The following is a 16,810-nucleotide window of genomic DNA, read 5'->3' as shown; positions in this document are numbered from 1 at the left end:
CGAGCTGTCTAGTGTGTGGCCCCGATGGCGAAGCCCCTGGTGGTTGTCGAGTCCCCTGCAAAGGCCAAGACGATCTCGAAGTTCCTCGGCAGTACGTTCGACGTGCGCGCCTCGGTGGGCCATGTCGCCGACCTGCCGTCCAAGGGCCTGGCCGTGGACGTCGAGAACGGCTTCAAACCCACCTACGAGCTCACCGAACGAGGCCGCCAGGTCGTCAAGGACCTGAAAGCCGCGCTCAAGGACGCCAGCGAGCTCTTTCTCGCAACCGATGAAGACCGCGAGGGCGAGGCGATCTCGTGGCATCTCCTCGAGAACCTCAAGCCCAAGGTGCCGGTCAAGCGGATGGTGTTCCACGAGATCACCGCGGCGGCGATCGACCACGCCGTCAACAACCCGCGTGGCATCGACTACGGCCTCGTCGATGCCGCTGAGACCCGCCGCATCCTCGACCGGCTGTACGGGTACGAGGTGTCGCCCGTGCTCTGGCGCCGCGTCAACCGGGGTCTCTCGGCCGGCCGGGTGCAGAGCCCATCGGTCCGGCTGATCGTCCAGCGTGAGCGGGAGCGCATCGCCTTCGTCTCCGCCGACTACTGGGACATCGAGCTGACCACGTCGACGTCGCCGTCGTTCGCGGCGACGCTCGTCGCCGTCGACGGCACACGCGTCGCCACCGGCCGCGACTTCGACGCCAACGGCCGGCTCGCCGGTGGCGTGGTCGCCCTCGACGAGGCGTCGGCGCGATCGCTGGCCACCGGCCTCGAGCAGGCCGAGTTCACGGTGCGCAGCGTCGAGGAGAAGCCCTACCGCTCGTCGCCTCGCCCGCCGTTCATGACGTCGACGCTGCAGCAGGAGGGCGGCCGTCGCCTGCGCCTGTCGTCGTCGCAGGTGATGCGCGTCGCGCAGGGCCTCTACGAGAACGGCTACATCACCTACATGCGTACCGACAACAACTCGTTGTCGGAGGAGGCGATGACCGCCGTCCGGGCCGCCGTCGCGTCCGAGTACGGCGCCAATTTCCTCACGCCCCAACCGCGGGTGTACGCCTCCAAGGTCAAGAACGCCCAGGAGGCCCACGAGGCCATCCGCCCGACGACGCCGCTGCGTTCCCCGCAGCAGGTGCGCGGCGAGCTCAACTCGCAGGAACTGGCGCTCTACCGGCTCATCTGGCAGCGCACGCTGGCCAGCCAGATGGCCGACGCCACGGGCGTCACGGTCAGCGTCCGCTTGGGCGCGGTCGCCACCGACGGTCGTGACGGCGAGTTCGCCGCGTCCGGCACCACCATCACGTTCCCCGGCTACCGCCAGGTGTACGCGGCGATGGCGACTCCCCAGATCTCCGACGAGGGCGACGACGCCACGTCGGCCACCGAGCGCGAGGCGCTGCTCCCCGCGCTGGCCACCGGCGACGTCGTCCCGGTCGATTCCCTCGAACCCGAGGGGCACTCCACGTCGCCTCCCGCCCGCTACACGGAGGCGTCGCTGGTGAAGCGGCTCGAGGAGCTAGGAATCGGTCGGCCGTCCACGTGGGCGTCGATCATCCAGACGGTGCAGGACCGCGGTTACGTGTGGAAGAAGGGCCAGGCCCTGGTGCCGACGTGGACGGCCTTCGCCGTGGTCGGCCTGCTCGAGCAGCACTTCGACGACCTCGTCGACTACGAGTTCACCGCCCGAGTCGAGACCGACCTCGACGCCATCGCCGCCGGCCAGCGCAAGAAGGACGAGTGGCTCGGCGAGTTCTACTTCGGCACGAGAGGGCCCGACGGTCTCACGCCCGCCGTCGACGACGGGGCGATGCCCGGGCTCAAGCGGCTGGTGGAGGAGAACCTCGACCACATCGACGCCGCGGCCATCAACACGTTCCCGCTCGGCCAGGACTCCGACGGCAACGAGGTGGTCGTCAAGCCGGGCAAGTTCGGCCCCTACGTCAAGCGGGGCGAGGACACGGCAGGTGTCCCCGAGGACATGGCGCCCGACGAGCTCACGCTCGACGTCGCCCTCAAGCTGCTCGCCGCTCCGAAGAGCGACGAGCCGATCGGCGAACTCGACGGCCTGCCGGTGTTCGCCAAGAACGGGCGCTTCGGACCGTACGTACAGTGGGGCACGCCCGACGCGCCACCGCCGGGGTTCGACAAGCCGAAGATGTCGAGCCTGTTCGCGACGATGTCGCTCGACCGCATCACCCTAGCCGATGCCGAAGCCCTGCTGAGCCTGCCGCGCACGCTCGGGCACGATCCGGCCGACGGCGAGCCGATCCTCGCCAACAACGGTCGCTACGGCCCCTACGTCCAGAAGGGCAAGGACTACCGCTCCATCGACAACGAGGAGCGGTTGCTCACCATCACGCTCGACGAGGCGCTCGCGCTGCTGGCGCAGCCGAAGGTGTTCCGGCGCGGCGGGCAGAACATGGCGGCCAAGGGCCCGCTGCGCGAGTTCGGCACCGATCCGGTGAGCCAGCGCGACGTGGTCGCCAAGGACGGGCGCTTCGGGGTGTACGTCACCGACGGCGAGACGAACGCGTCGATCGGCCGCGGCGACCGGATCGAGGCGATGACGCCCGAGCGGGCCTACGAGCTGCTGGCGATCCGCCGTGAGCAGGTGGCCGCCAAGGGCGGTCCGGCGAAGAAGTCGGCGGCGAAGCGCCCGACCAAGAAGGCGCCGGCGAAGAAGGCGGCGGCGAAGAAGTCCGCCGCCAAGAAGTCCACCAGCTGACACCGCCGAACGTTCTGCTGGAGCCACGACGCCCAGCCACGGCCTTTTCGCGCCACCAGAACACCCGCCGTCGTTCTGCTGGAGGGATGACGCCCGGCCACGGCCTTTCTGCTCCACCAGAACCTCGGGGTAGGGCCGGCGGCAACGCGACACCCCTCGCGTATCGTGTCGGCCGTGGGTCGACCGCCGTACATCGCACTCGAGGGTGCCGAAGGAAGTGGCAAGAGCACGCAGGCCGCGCGCCTGGCGGCCGCGCTGGGCGCCGTGCTCACACAGGAGACCGGCGGCACCGAGGTCGGCAAGCGACTGCGCCAGGTGCTGCACGACAACGACGTGGTCGACCTCGACCCGCGCGCCGAGGCGCTGATCGCCGCGGCCGACCGGGCCCAGCATCTCGCCCAGGTGGTGCTGCCCGCCCTCGCCGGCGGCCGGGCGGTCGTCAGCGACCGCAGCGTGTACTCCACGCTGGCGTACCAGGGATACGGCCGGCGGCTCGATCTCGACGAGCTGCGGCGGATCAACGACTGGGCGATGCGGGGCGTGTGGCCCGACGTCGTCGTGTTCATCGAGGCACCCGCCGACGTCGTCGCCGACCGCCTCAACCGCCGTGATCTCGACCGCTTCGAGCTGGCCGGCGACGACTTCCACCAGCGTGTGCTGGCCGGCTATCGCGAGATGGCGGCGGCCGATCCCGACCGGTGGGTGGTGATCGACGCCCATGGCTCGATCGACGATGTGGCCGCAGCGGTGGCCGAGGCCGTCGACGCCCATCTCCCCGGCCTCCGCTGGACGGCGCGGCCATGAGCATCTGGGACGCCGTCGTCGGCCAGCCGGGTGCCGTGGCCTCCCTGCAGCGCGCTGCGACCAATCCGGTCCACGCCTACCTGTTCGTCGGCCCGCCAGGCTCGACGAAGGACGAGGCGTCGCGGGCGTTCGCCGCCGCCCTGCTCACCGGACGCGACGATCCGACGGAGCGCGACTCCCGCCTCGTCCTCGCCGGAGAACATCCCGACGTCCGCGAGGTGATGCGCGTCGGTCCGGCGATCTCGGCCGAGCAGGCGTCCGAGATCGTCCGCCAGGCGACCCTCGCCCCCGTCGAGGGCGACCGCAAGGTGCTCATCCTGCACGAGTTCCACCTACTCAACGCCAACGGGGCCGGCAAGCTGCTGAAGACCATCGAGGAGCCGCCGGCCTCCACCCACTTCGTGGTACTCGCCGACTTCGTCCCGATCGACCTGATCACCATCGCCTCTCGCTGCGTGCGCGTGGAGTTCATGCCGATCCCAGCGTCGGTGCTCGCCGACCGGCTCGTCGCCGAAGGTCACGATCCTGCGGCGGCCGCCGAGGCCGCGGCATCTTCGTCGGGCCGGCTCGATCGGGCCCGGCTGTTGGCCGCCGATCCCGAGTTCGCCGCCAGGCGCAGCCTCTTCGCCGAGCTGCCGGCGCGGCTCGACGGCACCGGGTCCACGGTGGTCGGCGCCGCGGCCGAGGTGCTGGCCAGCATCGAGGCAGCGGCCGAGCCGCTCAGCGCCCGCCACGCCGACGAGATCGACCGGCTCGACGAGCGCGAGAAGCGGCTGGGAAGCCGCGGCAGCGGCCGCGCCGCCATCGAGGCCCGCCACAAGCGGGAGATTCGCCGCCACCGCACCGACGAGTTGCGCAGCGGCCTGGCCGTGATGGCGGGCCGCTACCGCGACGCCCTCGTCGCCGGCACCGCGGCCGATCCCGAACGCGTCATCGCCGCGGTGCACCGGTTGCACGACAGCATCGAGGCGCTCGACAACAACCCCAACGAGACGCTGCTGCTCCAGTCGCTGTTCTGGTCGATGCCCGTCGTCCGCTGAGTCGATCCGGCGGCGAGCGATGAGTCGCGCCGGCGAACGGCGTCGACACAGGCATGAGCGAACTTCTCGATCTCGGCCCGTCGACCCGACAACTCGGCGACCTCGTGCGCAGTGTGCGGGACGATCAGCTCGGCCTGCCGACGCCGTGCCCCGACTACACCCTCGGTGACCTGCTCGACCACATCGACGGCCTCTCGCAGGCGTTCACGTCGGCGGCGACGAAACAGCTACCCGACGGCGCCGGCGATCTGGCACCGACCGGCGACGCTTCCCGCCTGGGCGACGACTGGCGCGATCGCATCCCGGCGCGCCTCGCCGAGCTCGCCGCGGCGTGGCGTGACCCGGCGGCATGGTCCGGCATGACGATGGCCGGGCCGGTGGAGATGCCCGGCGAGATCGCCGGCCTCGTCGCCCTCGACGAGATCGTCGTCCATGGCTGGGACGTCGCCGCCGCCCTCGGGGCGCCGTTCGACGTCGACGAGGCATCGATCGCCGGCGCCGCCGCCTTCGTCGCCATGTTCACCGACGACGACCGCGGTGACGCTTTCGGAGCGGCCCAGCCGACCGCGGCAGACGCGACACCGCTCGACCGGCTCGTGGCCGGCACCGGCCGCAACCCGGCCTGGACCGCGCCACCCGCGTGAGTTCTTGTACTGCTTCTGGCCCGTACGCGGGTCAGAACCGGTACAGGAACGTCAGGGTTGGGCGGCGCGACGGTGGGACACGCCGCACACGTGCTGCTGGACCACGCAGAGCTCGACCTCGCGCTCGAGGTCGTCCTGGTCCCACACGTTCCAGAAGTCGGCGTGGGCGGTGTGCACCGGCCCCGAGGCGAGCGTGAGGGCCGACTCGTCGCCCACGATCGGGTAGTCGACGGCGAACTGCAGCTGCGGAACGGGCACCGGGTGCGCATCGTCGCACCGGCCGGCGTGGCTGTACGACATGTGCGAGCGGTGGTCGTCGCTGTCGGTGTGCTCGCCGTCCCAACAGTCGGGGAACGTGACGATCAGACGGAGGCCGGCGGTCGGTCCGCAGTCGGGAGGCGCCGCCAGACGGGATCCTCCGGCGTTGCACGTCCATGCGACGACGCTGGTCGGCTGCTCGACCGTGGCGTCGGCGTCACCGGCGATCATCATCAGATCGGGCGGGTAGGCCTGCACGGCGGCCGGATCGACCCCGGCTCCGGCCCGGTAGTACGCCACCGACCGCACCGGTGCGATCGCCTCGCCGTCACCGTCGAGCAGCGCGGGCACCCAGTAGGCCGCGGTGTCGCTGCGCTTCTGGCACGACGTGCCGGCCTCGACGAGGTCGCCGTACGTCGACCCCGCCGCCGTCGCCTCGTTGCCGAAGAAGTCGTGGAGGTGGCTGAGGCCGGCATGGCCGGCGTGCACGATCGGGTCGTCGCTGGCGGTGTGCGACAGCTCGCACTCGACGACGAACTGGCCCTCGGCACCCTGCGGTCCGGTGACGACGGCGTCGGGATGATCGGCAGTCGCCTCGTCGTGGCCACCGTGTCCCGAATGCGCGCCAGCGTCCGGCGGATCGGAGGTTCCCGAGCCGGCCGCGATCACGCTCGGGGCGGACCAGACGGTCACGGTGACCACGACGAGCGCAGCGGCGGCCCGTGCCGCCCGACGCCTCATCCGGTGGTCGCCGGGGCCTCCGACGCGGCGCCCTCGGATGTGGCGGGCTCGGAGCCGGCGGTACCGTCGGGCGCGGCCGGCGTCTCGATCGCGTCGAGATCGACGGCGCGGGGCATGTCGGTGGCCGGATCCGCCGGGGCGGTCTCGGCGTCGGGCATGCCCTCGAGCTCGGGCAACTCGGGCAGCTCGGCCTCGTCGTACGGCACCGACGGTGGACGGGTCTCGGCCTCGACCAACCACGACACGACATCGAGCGGCTCGGCCGCCCAATCACCGTCGCCCTCACCGTCGCACGGAGCGAGCGTCTCCAGGTCGGCCGGCGCAGTCACCGTGAGCTCGTTGCCTGCGAAGCAGTTGTCGAGATCGGCTGCCGCCTCAGGCGCGTCGGCCACACCGATGCCGATGTCGGCGGTGCGGTTGTCGCTGAGCACGTTGTCGGTCACGACGTTGTCGCGGGAGTTCCAGATCAACGGTTCGGTCGGCGGGCTGGTGTTGATCGGATCGTTCTTCGTGTCCTCGCACGGGCGATCGTCGTCGTCGGGCGACGGGATGTCGTCGGCGGCGCCCTCCTCGAGGAACGGCACCAGACCGATGCCCGTCTTGTCGTGGTCCCAGATCCGGTTGTTGGAGACCACGTTGCCCACGCCACCGGCGATCACGATGCCGTTGCCCATCGCCAGGATGGCCACGTCGATGGCCGGCGTGTCGGGCTGGTTGTTGGAGTAGACGAGGTTGCCGACGATGGTGGTCTCGCGTTCGGGGTAGCAGAGCTCGTAGCTGCCCGAGTTGGGGACGATGCCGGCGCGGTTGTTGTTGAACCGCGAGTTGACGATGAGCAGGTTGCCGCCGGAGTTCGTGCCGGAGTAGCCCAAGCCGTTGTGCTCGGCGATCACGTCGTCGATCACCGCGTCGCAGGGATAGCACTGACCGATGTACACGCCGGCGTCGGGACTGCCGGCGGCGTAGGAGTGCTCGAGCTGGCCGTGGGTGGAATCGAAGGCGTAGATGCCGTAGTCCCCCGTGCGGTAGGACGTGAGGTAGGAGCCGCGGTAGCCGTCGACACCGGTCCAGAAGAACCCGTTGTACGCGTAGTTCATCGCCGTCATGTTCTCGACGGCGACGCCGGGGGCACCGAGCACCCGAATGCCGTTGTCGAGCTCGAACTGACCGTCGAGGATCACCTCGTTGCGATCGAGGCCGCGGATGGTGATCTCGGGGGTGACCACGTTGACCGCTTCGTGATAGGTCCCCGGCGAGATCAGCACGAGGTCGCCCGGCTGGGCGGCGTCGACCGCCTCCTGGATGGTGGGGAAGTCGGCCGGCACGGCGAGCACCGCCCCGCCGCCCTCGGGCACTTCGGTGCTGGCCGACGCACCCGGGTGGGCGCCGCCGACGACCGCCAACAGACTGACCGCCGCCAGTCCACGGACCCAACGCTTGTTCATGGAGCTCCTCCCCCGGACATGTGGCTGTGACCCTAGTCGTACCGCTGGTAACGACACCATCGATCGGGTGACCGCCGACCGATGGATGCCGGCGCGTCGATTCCTGTAACGCTCTCGTCGCGTTTTCGCGAGCTCCTGTCGGACCTGTGGGTCAGGTACAGGTGTGTTCGCTGTGCTGCGGCACGATGGTCTGCTCGTGAGGCTGGAGTGCCGTCGTCGGACGCCGGCACCTTGTCGGTGCGACGGGACGGTTTGGGTCGCCGGTTGCGGTTGCCGCAATCTCCGTCACCGACCTCGGGTCTCGACGCCGGCGCGGCTCGTGGGGATGTTTCGAGGGCTGGTTCGTGACGGTTTTCGTCACGATCCAGCCCTCGATCACCGAATGGCACGATCGAGCCCCAGATCCTCGACGGTGTCCAGCGTCCACCCGGCCGCTGACGTCGATCACCTCTCCTTCGGAGCAGCAGCCGTCGCCGGCGACACAGCCCAACCTGCGGCCAGCACAAGACGAGACAGGCGCGACGGCCCCGCCGAAGTGCCGACCCAGCGCGCCACAGCAGGCCCACCCCGTAGGCACTTCCACCGTTCAGAACCCACGAACGCGACAGGAGCGCCCGTTTCGCGACCACAGACGGCTGAGAATCAGGCTTCAGGCCGGCGTGACGGTGATCGAGCCGACCATGCCGATGTCGTGGGTGCCGTGGATCGAGCAGAAGTACGGCACGGTTCCCGGCTCGTCGAACAGCACGGCGTACACGGCCCCGGGCGGGAAATCCTCCGGCTCGACGCCCCAGGCATCGCCCTCGACCGGGAGGATGTCGTGCTCGTTGCGCCCACGGTTCGTCCACACGACGAGCGTTCCGGCGGCCACCTCGACGTCCTGGGGCTGGAAGGTGTTGTCACGCGAGATGATGTCGACACGCGGACCGGGGTACTCGGCGACGAGCTCCTCCGGCGTCATCGCCGCCCACGGATCGCCCACCACGACCGGACGCGCTTCGGGCGGCGAGTCGTTGCCACACGCGGCGAGGACCACCGCCGCGGCCGCACCGACGCCGGCCGTCCTGAGCACCGTGCGGAACATCGCCCGACGGCTGACGGCCTGGCGCCCGTCAGCCGGTTGCGACTCCGCCGGGAGACTCGTCGATCGCAATGCCACTCTCCTTCAAGTTCTCGGGGTGAGGATCGTCACCCTGGACCCACCCGACTGCGTCGAGCGCGGCCAAGGAGAGTACCGCCAGGGCGATCGCGTACACCGCGGCGCCCACCCCGTAGAGCTCGAACGCCGCGAGACCGACGACGATGGGGACGGTGGGACCCAGGCGCACCGATCGGCGGTCGACGAGGGGCCGCACGATGATCGTCTCACCGACCTGCAGGGCGACGATGACGATGAGCGTGGCGGCGCCGACGTCGCCCGACTCTGCGCCGAACGCCAGCAGGAGGGCCGGGATCCCGCCGACGATGACACCAACGACCGGGATCGGAGTGAGGGCGGCCACGGCGAAGCCGAGACTGAGTGGCGCCGGGAGGTCGAAGAACCAGCACACCAGGCCGAACACGATCCCGTTGACGACGGCGTGGGCGATCGTGCACAGCAAGTAGATGCGCCCGCGGCTGATGGTCCGCTCCCCGACGGCGCGCCACCGCAGGCGTCGCTCCACGTCGTCGAACTGATCGAGCAGGGCGTTGAGGTAGCGCCGGCCGTACGCCAGGAGGAAGAGCATCAAGATCCCGGTGACGAGGTAGGTGGGCAGGGTGGCCAAGGCCTGATCGACGGCCGACTCTCGCACCCCGGTCTCGAGCTGCTCGACCATGCGCTCCACCCGCTCGGCGACGCCGACGTCGGCGGCCCAGTCATACCGCTCCTCGAGCCGGCTCGCCGCGTCCGGAGCAGCCGAACGGAGATCTTCGATGCTGTTGAGGATCTCGTTGGCGAGCCCGGCCACTACCACACCGACCACACCGACGACGCCGACGAGGACGGCGATCACGCTGAGCCACCGGGGCAGGAGCCGCTGGAGCACTCCGATCACCGGGTCGATGAGCAGGGCGACGATCGAGCAGGCGACCACCCAGCCCACCGTGCGATGGGCGGCGACGAAGGCATCCCGGAGGAGGTACGCCACGACGACCGCCGCGACCACGAGCACGGCCGAGGCCGGGGTGATCCCGACGAGTCGTGTCCGGTCCGCGTACGCCCCCGGCGTCGTGCTCGTGCCCGTGGATCGGTCAGACATCCGCGGCCAACCGTACCGAGCGGCGGGATCGTGGCCGAGGATGATCGAGGCGACATCCCCCGCCGGGACGCGCCGCACTGACATCATCTGCGGTGATGAGCGAGCCCTCGCCGCTGAGGTTGGACGATGCGCCCCAGCCCCTCGTGCGGTGGCGGCTCGATCGGCGATCGTTCGTGTACATCGTCGTCGCCGTGCTGATGTTCCTCGCCGCCCTGGCGATCATCAGCGGTACGAGCACGATGCTCACTCGGATCGCCGTCGGGGTGCTGATCGCCCTCGCCCTCGATCCGCTCGCCAATCGGCTCGAGCGCCGGCTCGGCGGCCGCCGCGGCATCGCCGTCGCCGTGCTGGCTGCGCTCGTGTTGGGCGTCGCCGCCCTCGTGATCGGCGTCCTCGGGCCTCGAGCGGTGAGCGAGGTCCGCGACTTCTCCGAGCAGTTCCCCGAGACGGTCGGTCAGCTCGAGGACCTCCCGCTCGTGGGGGACCGGATCCGCGACGAAGACCTGCGGGGCCGCGCCGAGCGCTGGGTCGCGGACCTGCCCTCGCAGTTCACCGACGAGCGCATCACCGAGACGGCGCGAACGCTCGTGTCCGGCGTGGCCGCCGTCGCCATCGTCGCCGTGGTCGCCGTCGCCGTCCTGATCGACGGGCAGAACCTCGTCAACCGGTTCCGCCGCCTGCTCAGCCCGGCGCGACGCGAGCAGGCCGACGAGGTCGGCCGCGTCGTCTACCGCACGCTTGGTCGCTACGTGGGCGGCTCGCTGACCGTCGCCATGATGATGGGCCTCTACGTCCTGACCGTCGGATTTCTCCTCGGGGTGCCACTCGCGCCGCTGGCCGCCGTGTGGGCGATGCTCACCAGCCTCATCCCGCAGGTGGGCGGGTTCCTCGGCGGGTCGTTCTTCGTGCTCCTCGCCGTCACCGAGAGCGTGCCCGTCGCCCTCGCGGCCGCGGCGCTGTTCGTCGTCTACATGAACCTGGAGAACCACGTGATCTCGCCGGCCATCGTGGGCAAGTCGGTCGACCTCTCGCCGCCCACCACGATGGTGGCCGCGTTCGTGGGCGGCGCCGTCTTCGGGATTCCAGGCGCCCTCGTGGCCACGCCGCTCGCCGGCGCGGCGAAACAGCTGTACCTCGAGGCCCGCGGCCGGCGGCAACTGGGCGAGGACGACGAGCCGCCGGTCGGCCTCGTGCAGCGGGTCCGCGACCTGGCCGGGCGGTTGTGGTCCCGGCTGCGCCGTTCGCCGGATGCTTGACTGAGGGGCTCGTGCGCCGATCCCAGCTTCCCCTCCGTGTCAGCGCGCTCGTTGCGGCATCGGCACTCACCGCGGTCGTCGCACCCGCCGCCATCGTCGCGGCGTCGACCGCGCCGGAGCCGCCACCGACCACCGTCACGTACGCGAACGGCGTGGCGATCTCTCCCGACGGCTCGTTCTCCGCAGCCTTCGCCACCGCGCCGGTCTACGCGCCGAGTGCCGACGGGGTGCCTGAACGGCTTCACGCCGATGCCGACGAGGACGGCCAGGACATCGCCCGGTTCGGGCTGGATGCCTTCGGCGCCGCCGCCGGTGCCGGTCCGACGGCGCGCGCCGAGCTCTTCGTCTCCGCGTCGGGCTCGTCCGTCGAGTGGCTCGCCAACACCGCCACGTGGCTGGGCGCCGCACCGGCCGCCCACTTCATCGCCCGGCTCACCCTGGGTGACGGCCGACCGGCCGTGGTGTACGGCCTCGTGGTCGTCGGGGCCGGCGAGGTGATCTACGCCTTCGCCACCGACATCGGCGGCGACGACGCCGACCGGGCCCGCCAGTTCGTGTCCTCGTTCACGTCGCTGCTGCCGTCCCCCGTCCCGGTCGCACCGACGACGACGAGCACGACGACGCCGCCGTCGACGCTTCCGGCGGCCACCGCGGCACCGGGCTCCGAGCAGACGCCCACGACCAGCGGGGCCACGACCACTGTCACCTCGGATCCGGTCGCCACGGCCGCGAGCGGGCCGGGATCGACCCTCGCCGCTCCGCCACCGCCACCGCCACCTGCGCCGGTCGGCTCGGTCGTCGCGCCCGACGGTGCCTGGTGGGTCACGTTCCCGGAGGACGCCGAGGTGGTCGCCACCGCCGCCACCGAGAACGGCTTCGCCTACAGCGAGTACCGGGCGGAGATCGACGGCGACGTCCTCGCCGTCCGGGCGCTGGTGATCCCGGCCGGCTTCCGCTGGGACGGCGCCACCGTGCCGGGCTTTCCCGCGGTGACGGCCGACGGCGAGCAGATCGACGTCGACGGATCTCCGGCCGTGGCGTCGACGTTCGACGCCGGCGGCGCCACCGTCACCGCCGTGGTGGTCGACACCGGGTCACGGCTCGTCGCCGTCACGTACGCCGACCGGGGCGGCGACCACGATGCGGTCGCCGCCGACTTCGTCGAGTCGCTGGGGCTCGCCGGCTGACGCGCCGCCCCGCTGACGACCGCTGTGGGTGGGACCGGTAGAACGGGCCCATGCAGATCGGTGTCGTCTTCCCGCAAACCGAGATCGGCAGCGCCCACGTGTCCGACCTTCGGCGCTACGCCACGACCGTGGAGGGCCTGGGCTACCGGCACCTGCTCGTCTACGACCACGTCCTCGGGGCCGACCCGCAGGTGCACGCGCCGTGGACCGGGCCCTACGACATCGACACCACGTTCCGCGAGCCGTTCGTGTTCCTCGGTCACCTCGCTGCGTTCACCACGCTCGAACTGGTCACCGGCGTCATCATCCTGCCTCAGCGGCAGACGGCGCTCGTCGCCAAGCAGGCGGCCGAGGTCGCCCTGCTGGCCGAGGGACGGCTCCGCCTCGGGGTGGGCCTCGGCTGGAACGCCGTCGAGTACGAGGCTCTGGGCCAACGCTTCGACCAGCGGGGACGCCGCCTGTCCGAGCAGATCCCGCTGTTGCGTCGTCTGCTCAGCGAGCGGATCGTGACCCACGACGGGGAGTTCGATCGGATCACCGGCGCCGGTATCGCCCCACTCCCGCGGACTCCGGTCCCGATCTGGATCGGCGGCCGGTCGCCCCAGGCCTACCGGCGCGCCGGTCGACTCGCCGACGGCTGGTTCCCGCTGCTCGTCCCCGGACCCGAGCTCGACGAGGCGCGGGCCATCATCGCCGACGCCGCGGTCGAGGCCGGCCGCGATCCGGCGTCGATCGGCATGGACGGCCGCGTCGGTTGGTCTGCCGACGGCGGGATCGACCGGCTCCTCGACCACGCCGGTCGTTGGAAGGAACTCGGCGCCACCCACCTCTCGGTCAGCACGATGAACGCCGGACTCGGATCACTGGACCGCCACCTCGAGGTGCTCGCCGAGGTCGCCGGTGCCCTCGGCCTCGACCGAACGGATCGCTGAGGCCGCGAGGACGTGATGACCGCGGCACGCCCACGGCGGGGGGGCACGCGCTCCGGATCGTCGTTTGGGTGCGATTCGGTCCGCGGAGCGGTCCACTGCGGACCGTGGCGCTGACCGAACGGCTCACCGGGCTCGCCTGAGAGCGGGCGTCCGCCCGAAGCGAGAGGCGACCTTCGTCAAGTGGTAGCCCGCTGTCGACCATCCATTCCGTGAGGCCGGAAACAACAGAACCCCCGGTCAGCGGACCGAAGAGGACCGTGACCGGGGGTTGATGGAGCCCAGAGAGGGAATCGAACCCTCGACCTTTTCATTACGAGTGAAATGCTCTGCCGACTGAGCTATCTGGGCGGCGGCACGCGAGTGTAGCGATCCGTCCGGCGATCCGACTCGCGTGATTCACCCGGCCCGGTCGCGATGGCCGATCGAAAGCCGGCGCGGGAGGCAGCCGCGGCCATGCTGATGTCGTGACGGAAGCTCCTGTCCCCGCTGGGGCGATCGACTACGAGGTGATCTCCCTGCTCTCCGATCTCGTGCGCATCGAGTCGGTCAACCCCAGCCTCGCCCCCAGCGGCTCCGGCGAGGCGGCGATCGCCGGGTTCGTCGCCGACTGGGCCCACCGGCACGGACTCGCCACCGAGTGGTTCGGGCCGCCCCAGCGTCCGTCGCTGCTCGTCACCAGCTTCCGCGGGGAGCCGCCCGACGGCGCCGTGCTGGTGCTGTGCGGCCATCTCGACACGGTCGGGCTCGGCGACCAGCCCGATCCCCTCGTTCCGCGCATCGACGGCGACCGGCTCGTCGGCCGTGGGGCCTACGACATGAAGGCCGGCCTCGCCGCCGCTCTGCTGGCGTGCCGGACCGCGGCCCAGCTGGCCGCGGCGGACGAGATCACCGGCGCCGTGATCGTCGCCGCCGTCGCCGACGAGGAGTTCGCCAGCGACGGCGTGCAGGTCGTCAGCGAGCGCCTCGTCGAGCTCGGCGCCGCCGGAGCGATCGTGCTCGAGCCGACGGAACTGGCCATCGGCGTGGCCCACAAGGGATTCGTGTGGACCCGTATCGACATCGACGGCGTCGCCGCCCACGGGTCACGACCTCACCTCGGCGTCGACGCCGTGATGCAGATGGGGCCCGTGCTCGTGGCCCTCGGCGACCTCGACCGGCAGCTCGCCGAACGCGGGCATCCCCTGCTCGGCCCGGGCAACCTGCACGCGTCGCTCGTGTCCGGCGGCACCGAGGAGTCCACGATCCCTGCACACTGCTCGCTCGTCGTCGAGCGACGAACGCTCCCGGGCGAGACGGTCGCCGATGTCGAGGCTGACGTCGAAGCCGTACTCGACGCCTGCCGCGCCGCCGATCCCCGGCTCGTCGTCACGGCGTCGACGACGCTCGCCCGCGAGCCGATGGAGACGCCGATCGACGCACCCGTCGCCAACGTGCTCGCCGACGCCGTGACGCTGGCATCGGGCCGCGAGCCGCAGCTCGCCGGCATGAGCTACTGGGCCGACTCCGGGTTCCTCAGCGCGGCAGGCATCCCGAGCGTGGTGTTCGGCCCCGCCGGCGACGGCGCCCATGCCGACCACGAGTGGGTGAGCATCGCCAGCACTGTGACATGTGCCGAGGCCCTCAGCGCCACGGTCCGGGCCTTCTGTCGGTAGCCGTCGCCGCCGCCGTCCGTAGGGTGCAGCGCCGATGAGCTCCACGCCACGCCCCTACGCAAGCCACCCCGTCCGTGTCGCCGTGCAGATCGAGCCGCAGCACGCCGACTACGACGACATCCGCCGCGCGATCGACACCGCCGAGGAGATCGGCGTCGACATCGCCTTCAACTGGGACCACTTCTACCCGCTGTACGGGGAGCCCGAGGGCAAGCACTTCGAGTGCTGGACGATGCTCGCCGCCTGGGCCGAGCAGACCGAGCGCATCGAGTTCGGCCCGCTCGTCACGTGCAACAGCTACCGCAACCCCGACCTGCTCGGCGACATGGCACGCACCGTCGATCACATCAGCGGCGGCCGTCTCGTGCTCGGCATCGGGGCGGGCTGGTTCCAGAAGGACTACGAGCGGTTCGGCTACGAGTTCGGCACGGCAGGGGGCCGCCTCGACCGTCTCGCCGCCGACCTCCCGCGCGTCACGTCCCGTCTCGCGGCCGGCAACCCGGCTCCGCGGCGAACCCCGCCGGTGCTCATCGGCGGGGGCGGCGAGACCAAGACGCTGCGCATCGTCGCCGAGCACGCCGACATCTGGCACGGCTTCGGCGCACCCGACGTCATCGAGCGCAAGCACGCCGTCCTCGACGACTGGTGCGCCAAGGCCGGCCGTGATCCCGGCGCCATCGTGCGCTCCACCGAGGTGTCGACGGTGGCGACCGACAGCGCCGAGGCCGAGCGCTACTACTCGATCGGCACCCGCCTCTACACCGTGGCGATCAATGGTCCCGACTACGACTTCGCGCCCGTCCGGGCCTGGCTGGCGTGGCGCGACGCCAAGAACGGCGGCTGACCGGCCGGACGCGGCACCGGTCCCTGACGGTCACGCAAGTTCGTCAGGGAATGAGGACGACGCGTCCGAAGGCTTTGCGGCTCTCGAGGTATTCGTGAGCGGCCGCGGCCTCGGCGAGTGGGAACGTCCGGTCGACGACCACTTGGAGCTCCCCGGCCGCCACCTCGCCGATCAACCGGTCGATGTTGTCGTGGGCTCTTGGCCCGGCCACCAGCTCGGCCCCGAGGAAGATCCCGTGGATCGAGCGGTTGCCGGCCTTGAGGGGACCGAGGTCGACGGGATGATCGTCACGCCCGGCGTCGCCCACGTAAGCAATCCGTCCCCGGTAGGCCAGTGAGCTCATCGAGTCGGCGAGCGTGGAGCCGACGGACTCGACCACGAGGTCGACACCACGGCCGTTGGTGAGCTCGAACACGGCGTCGGCGAAGTTCGTGGTCCGGTAGTTGATGCCGTGATCGAGGCCGAACGCCTCGAGCCGGGCGAGCTTGCCGTCGTCACCGGCCGTCGCCAGCACCGTGGCTCCGGCACGCTTGGCGAGCTGGATCGCCGCCAGGCCGACGCCACTGGCGCCGGCCTGAACGAGCACGGTCTCGCCCGCGACGAGCCGTCCGAACTCGAACAGGCAGTCGTCGGCCGTCCCCCACGCGACGGGCACGCAGGCGATCTTCACGATGTCGGCACCGTCCGGCACCAGCCAGGTGGCCGCGGCGGGTGCGAGCAACCGCTCGGCGTGCGAGCCGTGGGGCACGGTCGCCACGACGCGCTGGCCGACGTGTCGATCCGACACCCCCGCGCCGACCTCGGCGATCGTCCCGGCGCACTGGTATCCGACGATGTGCGGCGCCCGCTCGACGGCTCCTCGGAGGCGATTGAGCGTGTCGCCGCCCTCGATGCTGATCGCTTCGACGTCGATCAGCACGGCACCGGGGCGGATCTCGGGATCGGGGACGTCGTCGTAGCGGAGCACCCCGGGCGGGCCCGGCGCGTCGTAGACCGCAGCCTTCACCACCGGCACGCTAGCCACGCACCCCGACCAATCCGAGTGTTGAACGCACCCC

At 71.0% G+C, this 16,810-nt stretch carries 14 protein-coding genes and 1 tRNA gene; 9 read left to right on the top strand and 6 right to left on the bottom strand.

From position 1 onward, the window contains the following. Window positions 1–24 precede the first annotated feature (24 nt). The 4 genes from topA to DN771_RS18805 all read left to right on the top strand — a co-directional run bounded on the left by topA (window position 25) and on the right by DN771_RS18805 (window position 5,197). On the top strand, window positions 25–2,709 hold the full coding sequence (topA, locus tag DN771_RS18820; RefSeq protein ID WP_116999099.1) for a type I DNA topoisomerase: 2,685 nt from the start codon (window positions 25–27) through the stop codon (window positions 2,707–2,709). Between the two features lie 174 nt (window positions 2,710–2,883). Then, window positions 2,884–3,513 carry a dTMP kinase gene (gene tmk / locus DN771_RS18815; RefSeq protein WP_116999144.1) on the top strand — a complete coding sequence of 210 codons (630 nt, stop codon included), beginning with the start codon at window positions 2,884–2,886 and terminating at the stop codon, window positions 3,511–3,513. Next, window positions 3,510–4,553: a hypothetical protein gene (locus DN771_RS18810; RefSeq protein WP_116999098.1), complete on the top strand. Its 1,044-nt coding sequence runs from the start codon at window positions 3,510–3,512 to the stop codon at window positions 4,551–4,553. Before tmk ends, DN771_RS18810 begins: the two co-directional genes overlap by 4 nt. 53 nt (window positions 4,554–4,606) lie before the next feature. Then, a complete protein-coding gene (locus DN771_RS18805) occupies window positions 4,607–5,197 on the top strand; it encodes a TIGR03086 family metal-binding protein (protein WP_116999097.1) in 591 nt (196 codons plus the stop codon). A 51-nt stretch (window positions 5,198–5,248) separates the two neighbouring features. Here the strand turns inward: DN771_RS18805 and DN771_RS18800 are convergent, their stop codons facing one another. The 4 genes from DN771_RS18800 to DN771_RS18785 all read right to left on the bottom strand — a co-directional run bounded on the left by DN771_RS18800 (window position 5,249) and on the right by DN771_RS18785 (window position 9,881). Next, on the bottom strand, window positions 5,249–6,196 hold the full coding sequence (locus DN771_RS18800; RefSeq protein ID WP_116999096.1) for a DUF1996 domain-containing protein: 948 nt from the start codon (window positions 6,194–6,196) through the stop codon (window positions 5,249–5,251). Then, window positions 6,193–7,641 (bottom strand): right-handed parallel beta-helix repeat-containing protein, encoded by a 1,449-nt coding sequence (locus DN771_RS18795; RefSeq protein WP_116999095.1) that lies wholly within the window; start codon window positions 7,639–7,641, stop codon window positions 6,193–6,195. Before DN771_RS18795 ends, DN771_RS18800 begins: the two co-directional genes overlap by 4 nt. 649 nt (window positions 7,642–8,290) lie before the next feature. After that, window positions 8,291–8,713, bottom strand: coding sequence for a cupredoxin domain-containing protein (locus DN771_RS18790; protein ID WP_162942126.1), 423 nt, complete (start codon window positions 8,711–8,713; stop codon window positions 8,291–8,293). Between the two features lie 40 nt (window positions 8,714–8,753). After that, a complete protein-coding gene (locus DN771_RS18785; protein ID WP_162942125.1) occupies window positions 8,754–9,881 on the bottom strand; it encodes an AI-2E family transporter in 1,128 nt (375 codons plus the stop codon). Between the two features lie 95 nt (window positions 9,882–9,976). On the opposite strand from DN771_RS18785, the gene DN771_RS18780 reads away from it, so the two are divergent. Genes DN771_RS18780 through DN771_RS18770 form a run of 3 tightly spaced genes read left to right on the top strand, consistent with a single transcriptional unit; the run spans window position 9,977 to window position 13,256 of the window. After that, the gene (locus DN771_RS18780; RefSeq protein WP_116999092.1) at window positions 9,977–11,137 is read left to right on the top strand and encodes an AI-2E family transporter; all 1,161 of its coding nucleotides are present in this window, start codon (window positions 9,977–9,979) and stop codon (window positions 11,135–11,137) included. Window positions 11,138–11,148: 11 nt separating this feature from the next. Further along, the gene (locus DN771_RS18775) at window positions 11,149–12,324 is read left to right on the top strand and encodes a hypothetical protein (protein ID WP_162942124.1); all 1,176 of its coding nucleotides are present in this window, start codon (window positions 11,149–11,151) and stop codon (window positions 12,322–12,324) included. Between the two features lie 50 nt (window positions 12,325–12,374). After that, window positions 12,375–13,256: an LLM class F420-dependent oxidoreductase gene (locus DN771_RS18770; RefSeq protein WP_116999090.1), complete on the top strand. Its 882-nt coding sequence runs from the start codon at window positions 12,375–12,377 to the stop codon at window positions 13,254–13,256. Window positions 13,257–13,528: 272 nt separating this feature from the next. Here DN771_RS18770 and DN771_RS18765 read toward each other — a convergent pair. After that, window positions 13,529–13,604: transfer RNA gene (locus DN771_RS18765), tRNA-Thr, on the bottom strand. A 116-nt stretch (window positions 13,605–13,720) separates the two neighbouring features. On the opposite strand from DN771_RS18765, the gene DN771_RS18760 reads away from it, so the two are divergent. Next, window positions 13,721–14,908, top strand: a complete 1,188-nt coding sequence (locus tag DN771_RS18760; protein ID WP_205528660.1) for a M20/M25/M40 family metallo-hydrolase — start codon at window positions 13,721–13,723, stop codon at window positions 14,906–14,908. Between the two features lie 34 nt (window positions 14,909–14,942). Then, the gene (locus DN771_RS18755; protein WP_116999089.1) at window positions 14,943–15,752 is read left to right on the top strand and encodes an LLM class F420-dependent oxidoreductase; all 810 of its coding nucleotides are present in this window, start codon (window positions 14,943–14,945) and stop codon (window positions 15,750–15,752) included. A 43-nt stretch (window positions 15,753–15,795) separates the two neighbouring features. Here DN771_RS18755 and DN771_RS18750 read toward each other — a convergent pair whose 3' ends face one another. Then, window positions 15,796–16,758 carry a quinone oxidoreductase family protein gene (locus tag DN771_RS18750; RefSeq protein ID WP_116999142.1) on the bottom strand — a complete coding sequence of 321 codons (963 nt, stop codon included), beginning with the start codon at window positions 16,756–16,758 and terminating at the stop codon, window positions 15,796–15,798. Window positions 16,759–16,810: the final 52 nt, after the last annotated feature.

The organism is Desertimonas flava, assembly GCF_003426815.1.
GTDB classification, from domain to species: domain Bacteria; phylum Actinomycetota; class Acidimicrobiia; order Acidimicrobiales; family Ilumatobacteraceae; genus Desertimonas; species Desertimonas flava.
The sequence above is the reverse complement of the archived record's forward strand: the minus strand, read 5'-3'. Positions and strand labels throughout refer to the sequence as shown.